We start from the raw sequence: 17,905 nt of genomic DNA on the forward strand, positions 1-17,905 counted from the left end.
ACCATGTCCCGCAAGATATCATTGATGCTGTCGATCCCCGCAGCATTCGCAACCATGACGTTGTTGTCCAATGCGGCGTTCGCACAGTTTCCTCCGCCGCCCCCGATGGCGGGGCCTCCGCCTGTTGCGGCCGGCGGGCCGCCTCCGCCGGCAGCCGGAGGTCCTCCGGCCTTCGCGGTTCGTCCTCCGATGGCGGCGGGCGGTGCGCCGCGTGCCGGCCTTGGTGCGCCTGCGCCGCGCGGTGCTCTCGGAGTAGCCGGTCGGGGCGGACCGGCAGTGGCGAACGCGGCGCGTTCCACATCGGTGACCTACAACCGCATCGGAGGCTCCGGCCGCTACGGTGAATCCCGGTACGGCTATCGCGCCGCCTATGCGGCCAGCGCTTACGCCGCCTACGCCTATGGTGGCTCGCGCTATTCCTCCGATAGCGGCTGCTACTACGTTTACAGGCGTTATCGGCGCATTATGGTGTGCGAATAGGCCAGAGAGTACAAATCAGCCCGGGGGACGCACGCTTGAGCACCGCGCCGCGCATCGACATCGACCCTGCCGCGTTCTGGGCCGACCCCTATCCGATGCTTGCCAAAATGCGCAAGGAGGCGCCGATCGCCTTCGTGCCGCAGCTTGGCTCGACGCTGCTGACGAGCCGCGACGACATCTCGATCTCCGAAAAGCAGATCGACGTGTTCTCCTCGCACCAGCCGGCCGGGCTGATGAACCGGCTGATGGGCCACAACATGATGCGCAAGGATGGCGAGGCGCATCAGGTCGAGCGGCGCGCGATGTTTCCGACGGTGTCTCCGAAAACGGTGAAGGCGCACTGGACGGCGCTGTTCCAGGCCCACGCCGATCGCATCATCGATGCAATCGAGCCGGGCAGCCGGATCGACTTCATGCGCGACTTCGCGCTGCCGTTCTCCGGCGAATGCCTGAAATCGATCACCGGCCTCACCAACATCGGTTTCGCCGACATGGATGCCTGGTCGCAGGGCATGATCGAGGGCATCGCCAATTACGGCGGAGATCCCGCGATCGAGGCGCGCTGTCATGCGGCGACGTCAGGCATCGATGCTGCGATCGACGACATCCTGCCGGTGATGCGGAAGCATCCGGATCAAAGCATTCTCGGTGTTCTGCTTGCCTCAGGCATGCCGATGGAGAGCGTGCGTGCCAATGTCAAACTCGCCATCTCGGGCGGCCAGAACGAGCCGCGCAAGGCGATCGCGGGCACGGTATGGGCGCTGCTGACGCATCCCGAGCAACTCGATCTCGTTCGCAAAGGCGAGGTGACGTGGCTCGCGGCGTTCGAGGAATATGCCCGCTGGATATCGCCGATCGGCATGTCGCCGCGGCGCATCGCGAAGCCGTGGACGATCCGCGATGTGTCGTTCGAGATCGATGAGCGCGTGTTCCTGATGTTCGGCTCGGCCAACCGCGACGAGAAGCATTTCGAGCGTGCCGATCAGTTCGACGTGCGGCGTGATACCTCCAAGAGCGTCGCCTTCGGCGCGGGCCCGCATTTTTGCGCCGGCGCCTGGGCCTCACGCGCGATGATCGCCGACGTCGCGCTGCCGACCGTATTCGCGCGCGCCGGGCATATCGAGCTGTCCGATCACGAGCCGGTGCGGATCGGCGGCTGGGCGTTCCGGGGCCTGCAGAATTTGCCGGTGCGGTGGCTGCAATAGCCGGGCAGGGCCCCCCAGCCGGACGCTGCCATCATGCCATCCTATCCCTGTTTTGCCCGACGAGTCAAATATATTTCGGATAATTCGCAAGTCGTTGTTTTGGCGCGCTCCGGCTACTGTGCATGGGGTTGTTTTCGCGGCTTCGTTCCGCGCGCGTAAGCTCTCACATTCGCGTGCGGAAAAATTCCATCTGCATCGTGGCGCGCGCTTGAAAGATTAATCATGCGTCTCGCCTCGCGCGCAGTGCTCGCATCGCTATTTTCCCGAGCGTCTCGACACCCCTGCGGCCCCGCACCATCATGCTGCAAAGATGAAGAGGTCCCAACATGAGGCGCATCCTTCAACGCGTGATCGCAGCCATCGTCATGTCGATCGGCATCGTCGCTGCCGCTGTCGGCACGTCCTACGGATAGGAGCAGATCAATGAGCAAGAGCAACATCCTCTGGTTCCTGCCGACCCACGGCGACGGCCGCTATCTCGGCACCGGCATCGGTGGCCGCGAGGTCAACTTCAACTATCTGCGCCAGGTCGCGCAGGCCGCCGACCAGCTCGGCTATTACGGCGTGCTGCTGCCGACCGGGCGCTCCTGCGAGGACTCCTGGATCGTCGCCTCGAGCGTCGCGCCTTTCACCGAGCGGCTGTGCTATCTCGTCGCCGTCCGCCCCGGCCTGCAATCGCCGACGGTCGCCGCACGCATGACCGCGACGCTCGATCGCGTCACCAATGGCCGGCTGCTGATCAACGTCGTCACCGGCGGCGATCCCGTCGAGAACAAGGGCGACGGCATCTTCCTCGGTCATGACGAGCGCTACGAGGTCACCCGCGAGTTCCTCAACGTCTATAGCGACCTGCTCGCGGGCAAGACCGTCAATGTCGAGGGCAAGCACATCCGCATCGAGGATGGCAAGCTGCTGTTCCATCCGGTGCAGTCGCCGCGGCCGCCGCTCTACTTCGGCGGCTCGTCGGATGCCGGCATCGACGTCGCGGTCGATGCCGTCGACAAATATCTCACCTGGGGCGAGCCGCCGGCCCTGGTGGCCGAGAAGATCGCGAAGGTGAGGGACGTCGCAGCCGCGCGCGGCCGCAAGCTGTCCTTCGGCATCCGGCTTCACGTGATCGTTCGCGAGACCAACGAAGAGGCCTGGCGCGCCGCGAACGAGCTGATCAAGCATGTCAGCGACGAGACCATCGCGACGGCGCAGAAGAACTTTGCGCGGATGGATTCGGTCGGCCAGCAGCGCATGGCACAGCTGCACGGCGGCAAGCGCGACAAGCTCGAGATCGCCCCGAACCTCTGGGCCGGCGTTGGCCTCGTGCGCGGCGGTGCCGGCACGGCGCTGGTCGGCGACGCCCAGACGGTGGCCGCCCGTATCAAGGAGTATCAGGACATCGGCATCGATACCTTCATCATGTCGGGCTACCCGCATCTGGAGGAAGCCTATCGCTTTGCCGAGCTGGTGTTCCCGCTGCTCTCGCTGGAGCAGCCCGATAACGTGACGAGGCTGCATTTCAACGGCGGTGCATTCGGCGAAACGGTCGGCAGCGATTACCGTCCACAGCATCGGGCCTCGCAATCATGAGCCTCATCGACAGCATCTCGCTCCCGCGCGGCTTTCGCCTGCCGCGCGCGGGCGGCCTCGTCGAGTGGATCGTGCCGCTCGCCGTCATCGCGATCTGGCAGGTGGCGAGCGTCGCAGGCCTCGTGCCGGCGCGCGTGCTGCCGGCACCGAGCGATGTGGCGCTCGCCGGCTGGAAGCTGCTGCTGTCGGGCGAGCTCGTGCGCAACATCTGGGTTTCGTTCTGGCGCGCCTCGATCGGCTTCCTGGTTGGCGGCAGCATCGGATTTGCCTTCGGCCTCGCCAACGGGCTGTCGCAGCTTTCGGCCAGACTGACCGACACGACGCTGCAGATGGTGCGTAACGTGCCGCATCTGGCGCTGATCCCGCTGGTCATCCTCTGGTTCGGCATCGACGAGGGCGCAAAGCTGTTTATCGTCGCGCTCGGCGTGTTCTTCCCGATCTATCTCAACACGCTGCACGGCATCCGCACCGTCGATCCGCAGCTGATCGAGATGGGCCGCATCTACGGCATGACCGATCGCGAGTTGTTCCGCCGCGTGATCCTTCCCGGCGCGCTGCCGTCGATCTTCGTCGGCATTCGCTTCGCGCTCGGCATCATGTGGCTGACGCTGATCGTCGCCGAGACCATCGCGGCCTCGTCGGGCCTCGGCTACATGGCGATGCAGGCGCGCGAGTTCATGCTGATCGACGTCGTCGTGCTCTCGATCCTGATCTACGCCTTGCTCGGCAAGCTCGCCGACAGCGCTTCCCGCGTGCTGGAGCGGCTGACGCTCGCCTGGCACCCCGCCTTCCAGAAACGTTGAGCAGAAATACTGGGAATCACATGCAGACAGCGCTTCGCACCACCCTTCCCGAGACTGAGCTCGCCAGCCGCGCCAATTTCGCGCCTCGCGCCCGTGTGGTGCGCGAAGAACGCCCGGTGCACACCAGCGGCCTGCCGCTCGACATCCGGGGCTTGCGCAAATCTTTCGGCGACAATGAGGTGCTGCGCGGCATCGATCTGCACATTCCGGCCCGCCAGTTCGTCGCGATCGTCGGCAAGAGCGGCTGCGGCAAGAGCACGCTGCTGCGCCTGATCGCCGGCCTGGAAAAGATCGACGCCGGCAGCATCAGCTTCGGCGACGCGGCGATCCAGCCCGAGGACATCCGGGTGATGTTTCAGGAGCCGCGTCTGTTGCCATGGGCACGGGTGCTCTCCAATGTCGAGGTCGGTCTCGGCCGCGATCGTTCGTCCGGCGATGCGCATGCCCGGGCGGAGAGGGCGCTCGCCGAGGTCGGTCTCGGCGACAAGCGCGATCAGTGGCCGTCAGTGCTGTCGGGCGGCCAGAAGCAGCGCGTCGCGCTCGCCCGTGCGCTCGTCGCCCGGCCGCGCGTCCTCGCCTTCGACGAGCCGCTTGGCGCGCTCGATGCACTGACCCGGATCGCGATGCAGCGGCTTCTGGAGCGGGTCTGGCGCGACCAGGGCTTTACGGCGATCCTGGTGACCCATGACGTCTCGGAGGCGGTCGCCCTGGCCGACCGGGTGCTGGTGATCGAGGAGGGGCGGATTGCCCACGACGTCATGGTTAATGCCAGCAGACCGCGCACGCGGGGCTCGGTCGAGCTCGCCGGCCTGGAAGGCTCGATCCTGAGCCATCTTTTGTCGGCGGACGATCGTACCTAAATAGTGAGGAGCCCCGCTTCGGGGAGCATGCCATGAATGTAGTCCCTCGCGAGCTCATGACCGAAACCCCCGTCTCGTCCGCCGATTTCCGCGGCGCCATGCGCCACCTCACCGGTGGTGTCAGCATCATCACCGCCGGGCGAGGCAAGGACATCACCGGCATGACGGTCACCTCGGTGACGTCGCTGTCGGTCGATCCGCCGACGCTGCTGGTCAGCGTCAACCGCGATGCGTCGTCATTTCCGCTGATCCGCCGTTACGGTGCCTTCGGCGTGAACATCCTTGCGGCAGATCAGCTCGACATTGCCGAGCGCTTTGCCGGCAAAGGCGGGCTGAAGGGCGCCGAGCGTTTCGCCGGCAGCCAGTGGGTCACGGCGATCTCTGGCGTGCCGCTGCTGGTCGGGGCATTGTCTGCGGTCGATTGCGAGGTCGAGGAGATCGTCGAGCGCCATTCGCACGGCATCGTCATCGGTCGTGTCGGGACGATCAGGAACTCGGTACGCACCGCGGCGCTCGCTTACTGGCATGGCCAGTATGTGGCGGTTGATCAGGACGAGGACGCCGCCCGGCTCGCCGAGGTCAGCGTTCCCGCCCGCAGCCTCCGCGGCGCTTGATCGCCGCGCTCAGGCTGGTGTTTTATCCTTCATCGCTCTAGAAGCCGCATGAAGCCTCCCATCCGGGATGGCCATGGAGCGGAATGATGAAGCGCGTCGGGACCTGGGTTTTCTATGCCATCGGCGCGCTGGCGATCGCTTATCTCGCGCTCTACGCCTATGCCATGCTCCGCGGCCAGCCATTCGTGCCTGGCGATCCCATCCACATCTTCCGCAGTCCGGACGCACCGAGTTATTCGTGACGACGCTCTCTCCTCGTCATGGCCGGGCTTGACGACTACCCCCGCAAAATCGCCAGCGCCAGCGCCTGTGCACGCGGCACGATGCTGTCGAGCTCGAGATATTCCTCCGGCGAATGCGCGAGTCCGCCCACGGGCCCGACGCCGCAGATGGTCGGCGTTCCAACCGCGGCGGTGAAGCCGGAATCGGCGCAGCCGCCGGAGAACTCGCCTTGCAGCGTGGTGAGGCCGGCCTGCCTGGCCGCGGCCTGATAATTCTCGAACAGCGCCTTCGAGCTCTCGCTCTGCACGACAGGCACGAACTCGCCCTTGATCGTCAGCGTCGCGCTGGTGCCGGGCACGTAAGGCGTCGCGATGATCCGCTCGATCTCGGCCATGACCGTGGCGCGATCTTTCGGATCGACATAGCGCATGTCGATCTGGCCCTCGGCGTAAGGCGCAGTCGTGTTCACGGACTGGCCGCCCGAGATGAGACCGACATTGAGCGTGATGCCCTTGGTGAGGTCGGTCAGTGCGTGGATCTGGATGATCTTGTGCGCGAGCTCGCCGATCGCGCTGACGCCCGCGGTGAAGTTGCCGCCGGAATGCGCGGCCTTGCCGGTGACAGCCATATGCATGAAGACGCCGCCCTTGCGGCCGGTGACGACGTTGCCGGTGGGGCGGCCCGGCTCGGAGTTGAACACGGCGCGCGCGGAGCGACCCTCGCGCTCGATCACCGGCCGCGACGAGGGCGAGCCGATCTCCTCGTCCGAGGTGATCAGCAACTTGATCGGATGCGGGTTGCCGCCGAATTTGTGGAAAGCGGTGGCCACGAAGATGTTCATCACGACGCCGGCCTTCATGTCGGCAACGCCGGGCCCGTAGGCTCGCTTGTCCTTGATCGTGAACGGGCGACGCCCGGCCTCGCCCTTGCCGAACACGGTGTCGCGGTGCCCCATCAACAGCACCGGCTTCTCGTTGCTGCCCGGCTTGGCCACCTCGGCATGGATGGCGTCGCCAAAATTGTCGTGGCGCTCGCGCCTGTAAGGAATGCCGTGCTCGGAAAAATGCCGCTCGAACCGCGCGCCGACCGCATCGACGCCTTCCTTGTCATAGGACCCGGAATCGATGTTCACGACATCGCGCAAGAGATCGATCATGGCCTGCCGCTGCGACGCCAGCCAATCCGTGATTTGAGCTTCAGACATGTGGTCCCTTGGGGTGGTTCTCGCGAGCGATTATAGAGCCTCGCGCGGCGGGGACCTAGTCGCCGGATGCGGTGCGGCCATGTCGCAGTCTGCGGCTTTGGCGCACGCTGCCTCCCCAATGTCGTCCTGGCGAAAGCCAGGACCCATACCGCGGAATCTATCGACGGAGGGCGGTAGGAGTACCAAACGACGAATCTTCGCCAAACTCCTACCTGGGGTAATGGGTCCTGGCTTTCGCCAGGACGACATCGTGGATCTGGCGCCTTTCTGTACTTCGCCTACAACAAAAATGCCCGGCACCGGCCGGGCATTCGCTTCCTCTCGAACTCGGCTGGAGCCCTACGCCCCGATCATCGGCATCCGCGGATATTCGCCCGGCGTACCCGCCGGCGTGATCGGGATGCCGACGTCGGAATATTCGTTGAGCTTGTTGCGCAGCGTGCGGATCGAGATGCCGAGGATGTTGGCGGCATGGGTCCGGTTGCCGAGGCAGTGCTTCAGCGTCTCCAGGATCAGGTCGCGTTCGACGTCGGCGACGGTGCGGCCCACCAGTGCTCGTGTCACCTGCTCGGCAGCCATGGTGGCATGCGCCACGGCCGGCGGCGTCTTGGCGAGGTCGAGGCGGTCGCCGTCCGGGGTGAGGATCGCGTCGGGGCCGATCTCGTCGCCCTGCGCCATCAGCACCGAGCGGTGCATGGTGTTTTCGAGCTCGCGGACGTTGCCCTGCCAGCGGTTGGTCGAGAGCACGCGGCGGGCGTCGGCCGAGATCGGGCGCACGGGCACGCCGTTGGCGTCCGCATATTTCTTCACGAAGTGCTGGGCGAGCTCAAGGATGTCGAGCGGGCGCTCGCGCAGCGGCGGGATCTTCAAATTCACGACGTTGAGGCGGAACAGCAGGTCCTCGCGGAACGTGCCTTCGCGCACGGCGTCCGCCAGATTGCGGTTCGAGGTCGCGATGATGCGGATGTCGACCGGCACCGGCTTGGTGCCGCCGACGCGGTCGATCACGCGCTCCTGGATGGCGCGGAGCAGCTTCGATTGCAGGCGGACGTCCATCTCGGAGATTTCGTCCAGCAGCAGCGTGCCGCCGGTCGCTTCCTCGAACTTGCCGATGCGGCGGGCGATCGCGCCGGTGAAGGCACCCTTCTCGTGGCCGAACAGCTCGGATTCCAGCAGATGCTCGGGGATCGCGGCGCAGTTGATCGAAATGAACGGGCGCTTGGCGCGAGCCGAGCGGGTGTGGACGTAGCGGGCCAGCACTTCCTTGCCCGTTCCGGATTCGCCGGTGATCATCACCGAGGCGTCGGAGCCTGCGATCTGCTGGGCAAGCTTGATGACCCGCGCCATCGCCTCGTCGCGGTAGACCAGCTCGCGTGAATCGTTGGCGACCGCTGCGAGCACCGCTGCGATCAGCTCCGGATCCGGCGGCAGCGGGATGTATTCCTTGGCGCCGGCGTGGATCGCGGCGACCGCGGCGCGGGCGTCGTTGGTGATGCCGCAGGCGACGATCGGCGCGTGGATATGCTCGGCCTCGAGCCGCATCACGAGGTCGCGGATGTCGAGGGCGACGTCGACCAGCAAGAGGTCGGCGCCCTTGCCGCCGCGCAGCACGCGCATCGCCTGTTCGTGATCCTCGGCGTGGGTCACGGTGGCGCCGTTCTCCATCGCGATCTTGGTGGCCGTGGTGAGCTGGCCCTTTAATGTGCCAACGATGAGAAGCCGCATGTCAGTCTCCTGTCCGTCTGTTCGCGCTGCCGCGCTTTATTCCCTAAGCGCGCTCTAGCCGCGTTCCGTCTTGATGATTTCCGTCATGGTCACGCCGAGCTTGTCTTCGACCAGCACCACCTCGCCGCGGGCGACGAGCTTGTTGTTGACGTAGATGTCGATCGCCTCACCGACGCGGCGGTCGAGCTCGAGTACGGTGCCGGGCCCGAGCTTCAGCAGCTCGCCGACATCCATCTTGGAGCGACCGAGCACCGCCGAGACCTGCACCGGCACGTCGAAGACGGCTTCGAGGTCGGCGGCGACGCGCGAGGCATATTCGTCCTCGTTGTAGCCGACGTCAGTGCCAGCCGGCGGCAACGGGCCGTTGAGATCAGGCAGCGGAACCTGTCCGTCGTTCTCGCTCATGGCTAGTTCCCCTTACGAGACGCGATATAGCGTCCGACCATGTCGTCGATCTTGGCCGCGATGGCGCTGCGCTCCAGCACGACGCCGCCGTCGGCCCATTCGATCCGGCAATCGCCGGTGGCAATCTCGGGCTCGGCCAGGATCACCAGGCGTCCTTCGAAGCCGCTCTGCTTGGCAAGCCGCTCGATCTTCTCGCGCGCGCTGTCGTAGAGCGCATCGTTGATGCGGACGACGAGATGCGGCGTCGCGACAAGATGCGAGAAGCAGTCCTTGACCAGCGCCATGATCTCGCCAAGCGGCTCGGCGGCAATCAGATCGGCGCACAGCTTGCGCGCCACCGCGAGCGCGACGTCGACCGCCTCGGTCTCCATCTTGGTCTCGATATTGCCGATGCCCGAAGCGATGCCACGGATCGAGACGTTGATTTCTTCAATGGCGAGCGCGACGCGGCGGTCGCTCTCGGCCTTGGCCTCGCGCTGGCCGGCGGCAAAGCCGTCCTGATAGGCACGCGCTTCGGCCTCCGCGACCTTCTGGGCGATCTCGGCCGCGGTCGCGGCCTTCTCGCGCGTCCGGTCGGGCGCGGCGAAGTCGGTATCGAACAGGAATTTGGCCGGAGCGCCCATCAGTACACCAACTCGTCGTCAGCGCGGTTCTTGGTCAGCATGATCTCGCCCTTGGCAGCGAGGTCCTTGGCGAGGTTGACCAGCAGCGCCTGGGCCTCGTCGACGTCGCGCAGGCGCACGGGGCCCATTGCAGCCATGTCGTCCTGGAGCATCTTGGCCGCGCGCGAGGACATGTTGCCGAAGAAGAAGTTGCGGACGTCCTCGTTGGCGCTCTTCAGCGCGACACCGAGCTTGTCCTTGTCGACGTTACGCATCAGGGTCTGGGCCGAGCCGGAATCGAGTTTCACAAGGTCGTCGAAGGTGAACATCAGCGCCTTGATGCGCTCGGCGGATTCGCGGTTGTCCTCTTCCAGGGAGGTGATGAAGCGGGTTTCGGTCTGACGGTCGAAATTGTTGAAGATTTCCGCCATCACCTCGTGGGCGTCGCGGCGCCGGGTCTGCGACAGGTTCGACATGAACTCGGTGCGCAGCGTCTTCTCCACGCTCTCGATCACCTCCTTCTGCACCGCTTCCATCTTCAGCATGCGGTTGACGACATCGAGCGCGAGGTCTTCCGGGAAGATGCCGAGCACGCGCGCGGCATGTTCCGGCTTCAGCTTCGACAGCACCACGGCGATGGTCTGCGGATATTCGTTCTTGAGGTAGTTGGCGAGGACCTCTTCCTGCACGTTGGAGAGCTTCTCCCACATGTTGCGTCCCGCGGGGCCGCGGATCTCGTCCATGATGCCGTTGACGCGCTCCGGCGGCAGGTACTGCTGGAGCAGCCGCTCGGTGGCGTCGAAATTGCCCATCAGTGCGCCTGAGGCCGACATGCGCGAGACGAATTCGAGCAGCATGTCTTCCACCGTGTCGACCTCGACGGTGCCGAGCGTCGACATTTCCAGCGAGAGCTGGCGCACCTCGTCGTCGTCGAGCAGGCTCCAGATCTTGCCGCCATATTGCTCGCCGAGCGCCAGCATCAAGATCGCGGCGCGCCGCGGTCCGGTCAATTGCTCGGAGCCCTTGCCGTTCTTGGCGCGGTCGCCGGCGCGCTGACCGAGCGTGGAGATCACGCTGGTGATGTCGTTCGAGTTGGCGTTTTGCAGACTGCCGGCCATGTCAGTTCACTCGATCATTTCGCGGGTTCGGTCAGCCATTGACGGATGATGGCGACGGTTTCGTTGGGGTTGCGCTCGGCGAGCTCGCCGACGCGATGAACGGACTGGGCGTGGACCTGGCCCTGGACGGTGGCGACGTCGATCGCGTTGGCGGCGCCGCCCGGCAGAAGCCCCTGGCTGCCGGCAGCCGACGCGGTCTCTTCCGATGCCGCGGGACCGGCGAGGACGCCGGTGATGGCGGCGGCGACTTCGTCGGAGGCGAGGATGCGCTTGACCAGCGGGCGGACCACCATGAACAGCACGACCAGGCCGAGCAGCATCATCACGCCGAGCTCGACGAAGTACATGACGTCGTCCTTGGTGAACTGCAGCATGCCGAGGAAGCCGGACGGCTCGGCGATCGGCGTGGTGGAGGGGGCATCGGCAAAGCGCAGATTGACGACCTCGACCTGGTCGCCGCGCTTCTGGTCGAAGCCGATCGCGGAGCGAACCAGGGTGGCGATGCGGTCGAGCTGCTCCTTGGTGCGGTCGGTGTAGGCGAGCTCGCCCTTGTCGTTCTTGGTGTAGATGCCGTCGACCAGCACCGCGACCGAGATGCGGTTGACCCGGCCGGCCTCGGTCACCTCGGTCTTGGTGGTGCGGGAGATCTCGTAATTGTTGGTCTCTTCGGTCTTCTTGCTCTGGTCTTTCGCCGCCGCGCCGCCGTTCTGCTGCTGACCGGGGAGTTCATTGTTGACCGTGACCTGGCCGTTGTTGTCGGCGGTCATGCTCTGCTCTTCGCGGGTCTGGGTCGAGCGCAGCACGCGGCCTTCGGGATCGAACTTGTCCGAGGTCTGGGTGATCTTGTTGAAATCGAAATCGGCCGAGAGCTGGACGCGGGCCCGGCCCGAGCCGACCACGGAGGAAACGATGTCTTCGACCTGCTTGCGCATCCGCTTCTCGAAGGCGGTGCGGCGCTCGTCGCCGACCGTCTGCTCCGGATCGGTCGCGGCGCCATCGGCCAGCAACGATCCGGACTCGTCGACGATCGAGACCCGCTGCGGCTTCAGGCCGTTGACGGCCGAGGCGACGAGGTGACGGATGGCGCGGATCTGCTGGGCTTCGAGCGAGCCGCGGACCCGCACCACGATCGAGGCCGACGGCTCCGGCGCCTCGCGCGAGAACAGTGGGCGCTCGGGCAGGACGAGGTGAACGCGGGCGGCCTGGATCCGGTCGATGGCGCGGATGGTGCGGGCGAGCTCACCCTCCAGCGCGCGCAGATGATTGATATTCTGGACGAAAGAGGTGGTTCCGAGCGCGTCCGACTTGTCGAAGACCTCGTAGCCGACGCCGCCGCCCTTGGGCAGGCCGCCTTCGGCGAGCTTCATGCGCAGGCGGGTGACCTTGTCCTTGGGCACCATGATGATGGTGCCTTCATTGCGCAGCTCGAACTGAATGCCCTGGCGTTCCAGGTCCTTGATAATGCTGGATGAATCTTCGACCGAGAGGTCGGTGAACAGGGTGGTCATCTGCGGCGTGGTGACCCGCATGATGACGAAGGCAAAGAAGCCGATGAGCGCGGCGGTGACCGCGATCATCGCCCCGAAGCGGGCGGCGCCGATACCTTTTAAAAAGTCCGCAAGACCTTGCAAGCAACCGCCCCGACAGATTCGACCCGCATTCCAAGAGCGGCCGAGTGGGCAATTATTGCCTAGGTGATGGTTTCGATATGGTTAACGAAGATTAAGAGCTGGGACAAAAGTAGCGACATGAAAAAAATCGGCCTCGCAGCGCGCGGCCGATTTTTGTCAAAAGCAGCAGATTTCCGGATTGCTTACTGGCGATATTGCTGAATGCGGGTGGTGCGAAGACCCGCCAGACCATGCTGGTCGATGGAAAACTGCCAGGAGAGGAATTCGTCGACCGTCAGGGTATAACGGCTGCAGGCCTCCTCGAGCGAGAGAAGTCCACCGCGGACAGCGGCAACGACTTCAGCCTTGCGTCGGATGACCCAGCGTTTGGTGCCGGGGGCGGGCAGATCTGCAATCGTCAGCGGACTGCCGTCCGGCCCGATGACGTATTTTACCCTCGGGCGATAGGGTTCTGTCATGGCGTACTCACAAACTCTCAACCACTGAACTCACGCCACAACCGTACATACCCCGGCTTAAAAATCCGCTAAGCCTAAGGCTTCAATACAATTCTCGTTGAATCCGGCTGGAACGGCTCCGGCCCTGCGGGCTGAAGAGACGCTTTCAGCCGGCCGAGCGGGGGTCTGCGTAAATACTTTACTAACGAACGAGGCCTGCGTTGACGTCACCAGGGCCCTCGGTTGTCGTCCTGGCGAAAGCCAGGACCCATTACCCCAGGGAGCAGTTTGGCGAAGACCCGGGGTTACATCCTCGTCTCAAAACGACGCTCGGTGGCAATGGGTCCTGGCTTTCGCCAGGACGACCCCGAGTGTGGATCAGCTGCCGCTGCTGCTGCTGCTGCTGCTGCTCGCAATCACGCTCTTCACCTGGCTCAGCGTGTAGCTGTTGCCATCGATGGTGAGCAGCGGCGGCGATTGGGTCAGGTCGACGGATGACACCGTACCCTGCACCTGCGCGGCGACGCCGACATTGTTGCCCGAGGCGTCCTTGCCGGTCGCCGTGATCGTGTACTTGCCGTCGGGCCATTGCGTGCCGTCATTGCCCTGGCCGTTCCAGGTAAAGGGAATGTCGTTGCCCGCGGCGGCGCTATATTGGCCGGTGAACACGGTCTGGCCGGTGGAATTGGCGATGGAGATATTGACCTTGGCGCTGGTGGGTACGTTGAGGTGCCAGGTTGCCGACGAGCTCTTCATCGTCGCGGTGGTGCCGTCGACCACCGCGGTCTTGCCGACGTAATCCAGCGCCTGCGTCGCCTGCGTCGTCTGCTGCAGCGTGACGAGCTGCGACAGCGAGTCGTTGGTCTTCAGCTGTTGCTCGACGCCGGCGAACTGCACCAGCTGCTGGGTGAACTGGTTGGTGTCGAGCGGATCGAGCGGGTTCTGGTTCTTCAGCTGCGTGGTCAGCAGCGTCAGGAAGGTCTGGAAGTTGCCGGCGAGCGTCGCGCCCGTGGATGAGCTCAGGCTGGTGCTCGACGAGGAGGATTTCGGAAGGTCGGTGGTGCCGGAGACGACTGAAGGCGCGGTGGCGGCATTCGTGGTGGTCATTGCCTGTTACTCCTCACACTCTGATATCGACGCCGCTGCTCGATCCGATCATGCGGCCATAGCTGCTTCGGACCGGCGCGCTCGTGGCCTGATCATCCTCGCTGATGATCAGCCGGCGGGAATTGCTGCCGTTGTCGTTGTTCTGTCCGGCGTTCTGGCCGGATGAATTCTGGTCGCGCAGGCTGAAGGAGAGCCCGTTGCTGCCGGTCTTGAGGCCGGCGTCGTCGAGCGCGCGCTGCAATTGCGGCGCGTCCTGCCGCAGCATCTGCAGCGTCTCCGGTTTCTCGACGGTGAGATGCGAGGTGACCTGGCCGTTGCGGTCCACATTGATGCGGACGTCGATGCGGCCGAGATCGACCGGGTCGAGGCTGATGTCGAAGCGGGTCTTGCCTGCGCGCGCGGCAGCCGCGATCTCGACGGGGATGCCGCTGATCGGCACCGCCGTGGCATTCGCCGCAGTTGCGGTCAGCGTCGCGGTGGAGGCGGTGGCCGTCGATGTCGTGGTGGTCAGCGGCGCCTGCACGGCATTGGCCGCCTGCGTGCTGGCATCGTTCGTCGCAGCGGCGACGGCTTGCGTGTCGGCATGCGCGTGCGTGGCGGGTACCGCTGGCGTCGCATCGGCCTTGCTGTCGGCGGCGGCCTTCGCATCGGTCGCGGTGGCGTCGGCCTGCGGCTTTGCGGCTTGCGGATGTGCGGCGGCGCCCGCGGCGGCCGTCGCGGTTGCGGGATTTTGCGCGGTGGCGGCAGTCTGCGCGGTCTTGGCCGTATCCTGGCCGATATTGGAGACGTCGGTCTGGCCTTGTGCTGTGACAGCGGCCTTGAACGAGGTTTTTGGCGTGCCCTGGTCGACAGCGGTGAGCTGGGCGGCGCCGGCCGCGGCAGTGGTTGCGGTGCCATCGGTCGTAGCGGCAGCCGCATCCGTCGTTGCGGCCTTGGCGTCGGCGGTCTTGGCATCGCCCGTCTTCGCGGTTTTGCCCGATGCGTCCGTCGTGGTGCCTGATATCTGCGCCGCGATCGAGGCGCTGGCGGCGATCCCGGCGGCCGCAATGGTCAGCGGCGAAGAAGCCGTATTGGCGGCCTGGCTCGCGGCCGCCGCATTCGGATCAACAGGCACGACGGGCGCGGCGACGGGAACGGCGGTCGGATCGGGCGTCGCCGCCGGCGTTGCGCCAGCCTGCGCAGCGGCAGAAGCGTCCACAGCAGCGGCAAGGCCGTCGGCGCTGTCGGTCTTGCTGTCCTTGGTGCTGCCCGACTTGTCGCCCGCCTTGGCGCCGGAGGCGTCAGCCTTGCCGTTGGCCTTGTCGTTGGTCTTGGCATCAGTCTTGGCATCAGTCTTGGCGTCGGTCTTGTCATCGGTCTTGGCCGGAGCCGTCGTCGTGTCGCTTGTCGCGGTCGTGGTATCCGTGGTGCCGTTCGCCTTGTTATGCGAGGATTGATCGGCCGAGGAGCTGTTGCTCCGGTCCGACGACGCGGAGGACGACGAAGATGACGAGTCGCTCCGCCGCGGCGTGTTGTCCTGGTTCGAGGACGGGGCGCTGTTGCTGATCGCCTGGGTATTGCTGTCGACCAGGGCTCCGAACGAGTCGCTCGGCGTCTGGTCCTTGGTGCTCTGCGACCGGGCAGGCTTATGCTGCGCGCTTGAGACTTGCGCGCTTGCCGCTACGTCTGACGTGACACCGACCACAGGCGACCCCTCGAAAACTATCTTCGTCAGAAGGTCAGCAAGGAGCGGGCCAACGCCACGCTAAGACTTTTTATGTAGCAAAATCAATATCTTGATAAATCGGAGCAGCTCCGACCAAGCTCCCGCCAGCCCCGTCATTTCTGCCGCCCCGGCAAGAATTGCCTGAAAGCTTTCGACCCGCGCGATTGCTTCACCGGAATGCCGCCTATATTAAAGGGTGCTCTCAGCTGCTTTCGACCGGGCAAGCCAAGCCCCCGGGGGAACCGAACGTCCCGGGGACGATCACCGTCCCGGTCAAAGGAACAGAAATCGCGGATCGCCGAACGCCGCCGTCAACTCGTAAAACCCATGCTCAACAGTCTGGATCTCGAAGGCCGTCCTGAGGATACCAGGGTCGTCGTTGCCATGTCGGGCGGCGTCGACTCCTCGACGACGGCTGCACTGTTGAAGGCGGAAGGCTACGACGTCGTCGGCATCACGCTGCAGCTCTACGACCATGGCGCGGCGACCCACCGCAAGGGCGCCTGCTGCGCCGGCCAGGACATCCACGACGCCCGCGACGTCGCCGCCAAGCTCGGCATTCCCCATTACGTGCTCGATTACGAGGACCGCTTCCGCGAGTCCGTCATCGACGTCTTTGCCGACTCTTACGCGCTCGGCGAAACGCCGGTGCCGTGCATCGAGTGCAACCGCTCGGTCAAGTTCCGCGACCTCCTGAAGACCGCGCGCGAGCTCGGCGCGCAAGCGCTCGCCACCGGCCATTACGTCGCCTCGCGCCGCCAGGGCGACGGCTCGCGCGCGCTGGTCTGCGCGGCCGACAGCGATCGCGACCAGAGCTACTTCCTGTTCGCGACGACGCAGTCACAGCTCGACTTCCTGCGCTTCCCGCTCGGCGACATGACCAAGCCCGAGACGCGCGAGCTCGCGCGCCGCTTTGGGCTGTCCGTTGCCGACAAGCATGACAGCCAGGACATCTGCTTCGTGCCGACGGGCCGCTACACCGATATCATCACGCGCCTGCGTCCAAACGCGATGGATCCGGGCGACATCGTCGATCTCGACGGCCGCGTGCTCGGCCAGCATCACGGCATCGCCAATTTCACCATCGGCCAGCGCCGTGGCCTCGGCATCGCCGCCGCCGCGCCGCTTTACGTGGTGCGGCTGGATGCCGCGGGCCGCCGCGTCGTCGTCGGCCCGCGCGACGCGCTGAAGATGCATCGCATCGCCTTGCGCGATGTCAACTGGATCGGCGGCGGCGACATCGACCGCGCCATCGGCAATGGCCTCGAACTGTTCGTCCGCGTGCGCTCGACCCGCAGCCCGCAGCCGGCCTGGCTGCGCGGCGCCGATGGTCACTACGAGGTCGAGCTCGTCGCCGGCGAAGAGGGCGTCTCGCCCGGCCAGGCTTGCGTGTTCTACGACGCACCCAGCGGCCAGGCGCGCGTGCTCGGCGGCGGCTTTATTCAGAGCGCCGCGGCGAAGGTCGCGCACAACGCTGCGCGGCCTCTCGTTGAAGCCGTGCGCGGCTAAAAGAATCCAGCAGGGCAGGGGGCATGGCAGCAGACATCTCGCGGGCCGGGGTCGAGAAGGCCTATGGCCGCTGGGCGCCGGTCTATGATCTCGTGTTCGGCAAGGTGTTCGATGCCGGCCGGCAGTCGACCATTGCGGAGGCCGATCGCATCGGTGGCCGCGTTCTCGACGTCGGCGTCGGCACCGGGCTGTCGCTGTCGGACTATTCGCGCACCACGAAGATCTGCGGCGTCGACATTTCCGAGCCGATGCTGCGCAAGGCGCAGGCGCGCGTGCGCGCGATGCGGCTCAGCAATGTGGAAGTGCTCTCGGTGATGGACGCGAAGAATCTTGCGTTCCCCGACAATTCCTTCGATGCGGTGGTCGCGCAATATGTCATCACCGCCGTGCCCGATCCCGAAGGCACGCTCGACGAGTTCGTGCGCGTGCTCAAGCCCGGCGGCGAGCTGATCCTGGTCAACCACATCGGCGCGGAAAGGGGTCTTCGCAGACTCTCCGAACTCGCCTTTGCGCCGCTCGCGCGTCGTCTCGGCTGGCGCCCGGAATTCCCGTGGGCCCGCCTCGTCAACTGGGCCGCCGGGCACGGCGGCGTCACGCTGGCCGAACGCCGCCCCATGCCGCCGATGGGCCATTTCTCGCTGATCCGCTACCATAAATCGTGATGTCCGGCCGTGGGAACAGGGCGCGCGCCTCGCGC

18 protein-coding genes are annotated in these 17,905 nt (G+C 65.4%); 9 read left to right on the forward strand and 9 right to left on the reverse strand.

Annotated elements, in window-relative coordinates; all coding sequences use genetic code 11:
• Positions 1 to 3: 3 nt before the first annotated feature.
• The 7 genes from JQ621_RS10580 (at position 4) to JQ621_RS10610 (ending at position 5,785) form a co-directional block, all read left to right on the forward strand.
• Positions 4 to 480 (forward strand): hypothetical protein, encoded by a 477-nt coding sequence (locus JQ621_RS10580; RefSeq protein ID WP_212234415.1) that lies wholly within the window; start codon positions 4 to 6, stop codon positions 478 to 480.
• A 35-nt stretch (positions 481 to 515) separates the two neighbouring features.
• Positions 516 to 1,685 (forward strand): cytochrome P450, encoded by a 1,170-nt coding sequence (locus tag JQ621_RS10585; RefSeq protein ID WP_212234416.1) that lies wholly within the window; start codon positions 516 to 518, stop codon positions 1,683 to 1,685.
• Between the two features lie 423 nt (positions 1,686 to 2,108).
• A complete protein-coding gene (ssuD, locus tag JQ621_RS10590; protein WP_212234418.1) occupies positions 2,109 to 3,266 on the forward strand; it encodes an FMNH2-dependent alkanesulfonate monooxygenase in 1,158 nt (385 codons plus the stop codon).
• Positions 3,263 to 4,069 (forward strand): ABC transporter permease subunit, encoded by an 807-nt coding sequence (locus JQ621_RS10595; RefSeq protein WP_212234419.1) that lies wholly within the window; start codon positions 3,263 to 3,265, stop codon positions 4,067 to 4,069. The genes ssuD and JQ621_RS10595 overlap by 4 nt, the downstream gene beginning before the upstream one ends.
• Positions 4,070 to 4,089: 20 nt before the next feature.
• Positions 4,090 to 4,929 carry an ATP-binding cassette domain-containing protein gene (locus JQ621_RS10600; RefSeq protein ID WP_212234421.1) on the forward strand — a complete coding sequence of 280 codons (840 nt, stop codon included), beginning with the start codon at positions 4,090 to 4,092 and terminating at the stop codon, positions 4,927 to 4,929.
• Positions 4,930 to 4,961: 32 nt separating this feature from the next.
• A complete protein-coding gene (locus JQ621_RS10605) occupies positions 4,962 to 5,543 on the forward strand; it encodes a flavin reductase family protein (protein ID WP_212234423.1) in 582 nt (193 codons plus the stop codon).
• A gap of 86 nt (positions 5,544 to 5,629) precedes the next feature.
• On the forward strand, positions 5,630 to 5,785 hold the full coding sequence (locus JQ621_RS10610; RefSeq protein WP_212234424.1) for a hypothetical protein: 156 nt from the start codon (positions 5,630 to 5,632) through the stop codon (positions 5,783 to 5,785).
• A gap of 35 nt (positions 5,786 to 5,820) precedes the next feature.
• Here JQ621_RS10610 and JQ621_RS10615 read toward each other — a convergent pair whose 3' ends face one another.
• From JQ621_RS10615 to JQ621_RS35860, 9 genes are all read right to left on the reverse strand, one after another.
• On the reverse strand, positions 5,821 to 6,969 hold the full coding sequence (locus JQ621_RS10615; protein WP_212234426.1) for a M20 family metallopeptidase: 1,149 nt from the start codon (positions 6,967 to 6,969) through the stop codon (positions 5,821 to 5,823).
• Positions 6,970 to 7,308: 339 nt separating this feature from the next.
• Positions 7,309 to 8,694: a sigma-54-dependent transcriptional regulator FlbD gene (flbD, locus tag JQ621_RS10620; protein WP_212234428.1), complete on the reverse strand. Its 1,386-nt coding sequence runs from the start codon at positions 8,692 to 8,694 to the stop codon at positions 7,309 to 7,311.
• A gap of 54 nt (positions 8,695 to 8,748) precedes the next feature.
• The gene (fliN, locus tag JQ621_RS10625) at positions 8,749 to 9,099 is read right to left on the reverse strand and encodes a flagellar motor switch protein FliN (RefSeq protein ID WP_212234429.1); all 351 of its coding nucleotides are present in this window, start codon (positions 9,097 to 9,099) and stop codon (positions 8,749 to 8,751) included.
• Between the two features lie 2 nt (positions 9,100 to 9,101).
• Entirely contained in the window at positions 9,102 to 9,722 is a 621-nt protein-coding gene (locus tag JQ621_RS10630) for a FliH/SctL family protein (protein WP_212234431.1), read from the reverse strand.
• The gene (gene fliG / locus JQ621_RS10635; RefSeq protein ID WP_212234433.1) at positions 9,722 to 10,819 is read right to left on the reverse strand and encodes a flagellar motor switch protein FliG; all 1,098 of its coding nucleotides are present in this window, start codon (positions 10,817 to 10,819) and stop codon (positions 9,722 to 9,724) included. Before fliG ends, JQ621_RS10630 begins: the two co-directional genes overlap by 1 nt.
• 14 nt (positions 10,820 to 10,833) lie before the next feature.
• Positions 10,834 to 12,450 carry a flagellar basal-body MS-ring/collar protein FliF gene (gene fliF / locus JQ621_RS10640; RefSeq protein ID WP_212234434.1) on the reverse strand — a complete coding sequence of 539 codons (1,617 nt, stop codon included), beginning with the start codon at positions 12,448 to 12,450 and terminating at the stop codon, positions 10,834 to 10,836.
• Between the two features lie 182 nt (positions 12,451 to 12,632).
• Positions 12,633 to 12,908, reverse strand: coding sequence for a CtrA inhibitor SciP (gene sciP / locus JQ621_RS10645; RefSeq protein ID WP_212234436.1), 276 nt, complete (start codon positions 12,906 to 12,908; stop codon positions 12,633 to 12,635).
• 357 nt (positions 12,909 to 13,265) lie between these two features.
• Positions 13,266 to 13,994, reverse strand: a complete 729-nt coding sequence (locus tag JQ621_RS10650) for a flagellar hook assembly protein FlgD (RefSeq protein WP_212234437.1) — start codon at positions 13,992 to 13,994, stop codon at positions 13,266 to 13,268.
• A gap of 13 nt (positions 13,995 to 14,007) precedes the next feature.
• Entirely contained in the window at positions 14,008 to 15,678 is a 1,671-nt protein-coding gene (locus JQ621_RS35860) for a flagellar hook-length control protein FliK (RefSeq protein WP_212234439.1), read from the reverse strand.
• A 348-nt stretch (positions 15,679 to 16,026) separates the two neighbouring features.
• On the opposite strand from JQ621_RS35860, the gene mnmA reads away from it, so the two are divergent.
• Both mnmA and JQ621_RS10665 read left to right on the forward strand, forming a co-directional pair.
• Positions 16,027 to 17,208, forward strand: a complete 1,182-nt coding sequence (gene mnmA / locus JQ621_RS10660) for a tRNA 2-thiouridine(34) synthase MnmA (protein WP_212234441.1) — start codon at positions 16,027 to 16,029, stop codon at positions 17,206 to 17,208.
• 23 nt (positions 17,209 to 17,231) lie between these two features.
• Complete coding sequence (locus JQ621_RS10665) at positions 17,232 to 17,870, forward strand: class I SAM-dependent methyltransferase (protein WP_212234443.1); 639 nt, start codon at positions 17,232 to 17,234, stop codon at positions 17,868 to 17,870.
• Positions 17,871 to 17,905: the final 35 nt, after the last annotated feature.

The organism is Bradyrhizobium manausense (assembly GCF_018129685.1).
GTDB lineage: Bacteria > Pseudomonadota > Alphaproteobacteria > Rhizobiales > Xanthobacteraceae > Bradyrhizobium > Bradyrhizobium manausense_D.